We start from the raw sequence: 4159 nt of genomic DNA on the forward strand, positions 1-4159 counted from the left end.
TTCGGCGCCTCCGCCGCGACCTCGTTCACCGTTGTCTCCGACACTCAGATCACGGCGACTGCTCCATCCTCGACCGCTGGCCCCGTCAACATCACCGTCACCACCCCCGGCGGCACCAGCAACGGCGTGGCCTACACCTACCTGCCGGCTCCCACGCTCACCAGCGCGGTGCCGGGTCAGGGGCCCATCTCCGGCGGCAACACCGTCACCCTGACCGGAACCGACCTCACCACCACCACGGCTGTGAAGTTCGGCACCACACTGGCCGCCTTCACCGTCGTCTCCGACACCCAGCTCGTCGCCACCGCCCCACCGGGAACCGCCGGACCGGTCAACCTCACGGTCGCCACCCCCGGCGGCACCAGCAACGGCCTCCCCTACGCCCGTCTGCTCCCGCCCAGCCTCTAGGGTCCCGCGCCGGGGATCCGTCGGCAGAATCGGGAGAGGGAGTCGAGGGAGCAATGCTCAGGACTTGTGGATCGGTTCCGGGAAGGTACGCGGAGGGCGTACCTTCCCGACTGATCCCTTGACGGTCACCGAGTAGGCCCGCGTTGCAGCGCGGGTCCTCGACGCGAGACGGCTCCTTGATCGACGGGATAGTCCGCGCAGGCGCCCGTCGGATGCTGGCCGCCGCCCTGGAGGCGGAGGTCAACCAGTACATAGCCGAGTTGGCGGCCGAGACCGACGAGGCCGGCCGGCGCCTGGTGGTCCGTAACGGGCGTCACCTGCCCCGCACCGTGGTCACCGCGGCCGGGCGCGTCGAGGTCAGGGCTCCGCGGGTGAACGACCGCCGCTTCGATGAGGCCACCGGTGAGCGCAGACGTTTCTCCTCGAAGAGCCTGCCGCCGTGGTGCCGCGAGTCGCCGAAGGTCTCCGAGGTTCTGCCGCTGCTCCACTTGCACGGCCTGTCGTCCGGGGACTTCGTGCCCGCGCTGGAGCAGTTCCTCGGCTCGGTGGCCGGGCTCTCGCCCGCGACCGTGACCCGGCTGACGAGGCAGTGGGGCGAGAACCGCGCCGCCTCCAGCAGCGGGACCTGTCGGAGCGCGACTTCGTCCACGTGCGGGCCGACGGCGTGCACCCCGGGGTCCTGCTCGGACAGGCGCACTCGTGCGTTCTGGTCCTGCTCGGCGTCCACCAGGACGGCACCAAGGAACTGATCGCTGTGGCCGGGGGACTGCGGGAGTCCACCGAGTCGTGGGCCGACCTGCTGCGCGACTGCCGCCGACGCGGCATGCGCGACCCCGAGCTGGTGGTCGGCGATGGTGCGGTGGGCCTGTGGAAGGCGCTGGCCGAGGTCTTCCCGGGCGCCCGCCACCAACGGTGCTGGGTGCACAGAAGCCGTAAGGAATCAACCTGTTGCTTCGAGGGCAACGGCTCGTTGATCTGGTATGGCGATCACGGAACAGATGCTGTCACAACTCAACTGCCGTTTCTCGGTGTTGCTTCCCCATCTGAACGAGAGGCAGCGGCGCTTAGCGGTGGCGGCCGAGGCGAGGCTGCTCGGTCACGGCGGGGTGCGCGTCGCCGCCCAGGCGGCCGGGATGAGCGAGACCACCGTGCGCCGGGGCGTCGCGGAGCTGGAGTCCGGAGCCGGGCCACTGCCTGACGGGCGGACTCGTGTCGCGGGCGGAGGCCGCAAGCGGGCCGAGGCGATCGCCCCGGGCCTGGTGGAAGCGCTGATGGCCCTGGTCGAACCCGATGAGCGCGGAGACCCGGAATCCCCGCTGCGCTGGACGACGAAGTCGCTGCGGCACCTGGCCGAGGAACTGGGCAGACAAGGTCATCCGGTCTCCGCGCCGACGGTGGGCCGACTGCTCAAGCAGGCGGGCTTCAGCCTGCAGGGCAACGCCAAGACCCTCGAAGGCAGCCAGCATCCCGACCGCGACGCCCAATTCCATTACCTGAACGAGCAGGTCAAGCAGCATCAGGCAGCCGGCGAGCCGGTCATCAGCGTGGACACCAAGAAACGCGAGCAGATGGGCCGCCTGCCCATGGCCGGACGCGAGTGGCGCCCCAAGGGCGACCCGGTCCAGGTCGAGGACCACCATTTCTTCTTCAGCGGACCGGACGTCGAGCAGGCCATCCCGTACGGCGTCTACGACATCGCCCGCAACACCGGCTGGGTCAACGTCGGCGTCGACCACGACACCGCCACCTTCGCCGTCGAGTCGATCCGCCGCTGGTGGAAGACGCGCGGGCAGACCGACTACCCGATCGCGACTCGGCTGCTGATCACGGCGGACGCCGGCGGCTCCAACGGCTACCGCTACCGGGTCTGGAAGAGCGAGCTGGCCGCACTCGCCGCCGAGACCGGTCTCGTGATCACGGTCTGCCACTTCCCGCCAAGTACTTCGAAGTGGAACAAGATCGAGCACCGGCTGTTCTCCCACATCACCCACAACTGGCGCGGCAGGCCCCTGACCAGCCACGACGTCGTACTCCAGACGATCGCGGCCACCCGCACCCGCACTGGGCTGACGGTGGAGGCCCACCTCGACACGGGCGATTACCCCACCGGCATCGCGATCAGCAAGGACCGCTTCGCCGCCCTGCCCCTGGTCAGGCACGAGACCCACGGGCAGTGGAACTACACCCTGCTGCCCGGACCCACCGAGCCGACGGCCTCACCCGTCAGCTGCGAGGCGCACGGCGTCGCCGACCGGCGCCGCGCTCTCCTCGTTCGCCTGGCCGATCCGCGGCTGACCGGGCTGAGCACAACGGAACTTGCCGATCTGTGCGCCGAGTTGGCACCGCTCCAGGTGGCTCGCGCCCAGGAACGCTACAGCGAGCAACGTGGCGGCCGCGCCCGGCGGGCCACCGGCAAGCTTCGCGGCAGCAAGCCGCTGTTCGACGACGCGGCCCGGGTGATGCTCACCCTTCTCTACCAGCGGCAGGTCTGCTCGATGAAGCTGCTGGCCGACATATTGGAGGTGACCCCCGAATGCATCGGCCACCTCGTCGCCGAGACCCGACGGGTGTTTGAGGACCACGGCCACCGGCCCGGATACGCCCCCAGCCGCTTCACCACGGCGGCTGCGTTGCAGGCCTTCCTGGACACCGCAGTTGCTCCGCGGCGCACCCAGATCATGGAGAGCCTGTCCCACCCACGCCTGACCGGCATGTCACGCGACGACCTCGAAGCACTGGCCTGCCGTCTCGCTCCACGCCAGATCGCTCAGACCGAACGCGCGTCCTACCAACGCCGGGGCGCCGATCGCCAGCCGGGCAGTCGGGGCGGAGTCTTCCCCCAGAAGATCGGCGACGTGGAACGCGTCGTCCTCGCAGTCCTCTACCTGCGGAAACTGTGCACCCTGGACGTCCTCGCCGACGCGTTGGGGGACGTGAGCAGGTCGTTGATCGGCAACGTCATCCGCGAGATCCGGCCCTTGCTCGTGGAAGGCGGGCTCGTCCCTCCTCCGGCGGCCATCCGTTACCGATCCGCCGCAGATCTCCTCGCCGCCGCACGAAGCGAAGTCGACACACCGACAGGTTAATTCCTGACGGCTTCACAAGGCCCGGAATGTATCGAACGCCCTGCCGAAGTCCGCACAGCCGGGCGCGACGAAGGCGATGCAGGAGATATACAGCGCCGAGGGCCGTCGCGAAGATCACCGACGACGCCGAGGAGCTACTGGCGTTCTACGACTTCCCGGCCGAGCAGCGGATTCACCTGCCGACCACCAACCCGATCGAGTCCACGTTCTCCACGGTCAAGCTCCGCACGAAGGTCACCCGCGGTGCCGACAGCCCGGCCGCCGCGCTGGCGATGGTGTTCAAGCTGGTGGACCCCGCCCAGGCCCGCTGGCGCCCCGATCACCGGTGCCCACCTGGTTCCCCTGGTCCGTGCCGGAGCCCGGTTCGGGAACGGCCTCCTGGTGGAGCGGTCCGAGGCGAGTGCCGCGTGAGGAACATGTTCACCGCACTGGAAGCGCTGACCGACCGTGATCCGGATCGGCGAGACGTCGCCGCCGCGGCGCTCGGGGACCTTCTACGCAGCGGTGCACTCGACCAGCACACCGTCACCTCCGCCGGCACCGGCCCCGTACTCACCGCCACCGCGTCCGCTAGGCCGGGTATCGGGTCGTGATCAATCCGCGGGATTCGTCCTCACAATGAAGGCCGATCCGGTAGACCGTACTTCGTGACACGTGTGCAACTG

At 69.3% G+C, this 4159-nt stretch carries 3 protein-coding genes and 2 pseudogenes; all 5 read left to right on the forward strand.

The features are described from left to right. Positions 1-408, forward strand: a 408-nt coding sequence (locus ACIOFR_RS39445; RefSeq protein WP_401005241.1) for an IPT/TIG domain-containing protein, incomplete at its 5' end; no start/stop codon positions are given. 143 nt (positions 409-551) lie between these two features. After that, a pseudogene (locus tag ACIOFR_RS39450) lies at positions 552-1336 on the forward strand (transposase); the annotation flags it as partial. 52 nt (positions 1337-1388) lie between these two features. Then, positions 1389-3494 (forward strand): ISAzo13 family transposase, encoded by a 2106-nt coding sequence (locus ACIOFR_RS39455; protein ID WP_401005243.1) that lies wholly within the window; start codon positions 1389-1391, stop codon positions 3492-3494. Positions 3495-3507: 13 nt separating this feature from the next. Further along, positions 3508-3905 (forward strand): annotated as a pseudogene (locus ACIOFR_RS39460) (transposase); the annotation flags it as partial. A gap of 5 nt (positions 3906-3910) precedes the next feature. Continuing rightward, positions 3911-4087, forward strand: a complete 177-nt coding sequence (locus ACIOFR_RS39465; protein WP_401005244.1) for a hypothetical protein — start codon at positions 3911-3913, stop codon at positions 4085-4087. Positions 4088-4159: the final 72 nt, after the last annotated feature.

Source organism: Kitasatospora sp. NPDC088346 (assembly GCF_044740765.1).
In the GTDB taxonomy this organism is placed as follows: domain Bacteria; phylum Actinomycetota; class Actinomycetes; order Streptomycetales; family Streptomycetaceae; genus Kitasatospora.

Bases quoted from the DNA above. Each gene is read 5' to 3' on its own strand.
- ACIOFR_RS39455 (WP_401005243.1), top strand. From the start codon at position 1,389: ATGGCGATCACGGAACAGATGCTGTCACAACTCAACTGCCGTTTCTCG.
- ACIOFR_RS39465 (WP_401005244.1), top strand. From the start codon at position 3,911: ATGTTCACCGCACTGGAAGCGCTGACCGACCGTGATCCGGATCGGCGA.